We start from the raw sequence: 504 nt of genomic DNA on the forward strand, positions 1-504 counted from the left end.
GGGAGGGCCGTGCGGGAGCGGATTCGGCTGGAGGCGGTCGGCCGCTTCGAGGGCGGGGAGAAGAGCGGGGAGATCGCTGCCGCGCTTCGGGTGAGCGAGCGGTCGGTGGAACGCTGGCGCCGCCAGTGGAGGGAGCGTGGACCAGACGGCGTCCGGTCCCAGGGCTCACCAGGACGCCCGAGGCTGGGTGAGGCCGAAATGGTTCGGCTTGAGCGGGAGTTGGAGCGTGGGTCGCTGGTCCGTGGCTGGGAGGATCAGCGGTGGACGCTGGCTCGGGTGAAGGCGTTGATCGGCAGGTTGTTCCACGTCAGCTACACGGTCGAGGCACGTGGCGGCTGCTCAAACGCCATGGCTGGTCGTGGCAGCAGCCGGCGCGCCGGGCGGTCGAGCGTGACGACGAGGCGGTCGAGCTGTGGAAGAAGGAGGTGTGGCCGCGGGTAAAAGCACCGCGGCGGCCCACGGGGCCTGGATCGTCTGCGAGGACGAGGCCAGTCAGTCGCTGAA

General features: G+C 70.4%; 1 pseudogene. It reads left to right on the forward strand.

Annotation, left to right across the window (positions count from 1 at the left end):
- Positions 1–503: pseudogene (locus ACLJWH_RS42025) on the forward strand (helix-turn-helix domain-containing protein); the annotation flags it as partial.
- Position 504 lies beyond the last annotated feature (1 nt).

The organism is Streptomyces sp. x-80, assembly GCF_046549095.1.
Taxonomy (GTDB): Bacteria; Actinomycetota; Actinomycetes; order Streptomycetales; family Streptomycetaceae; genus Streptomyces; species Streptomyces celluloflavus.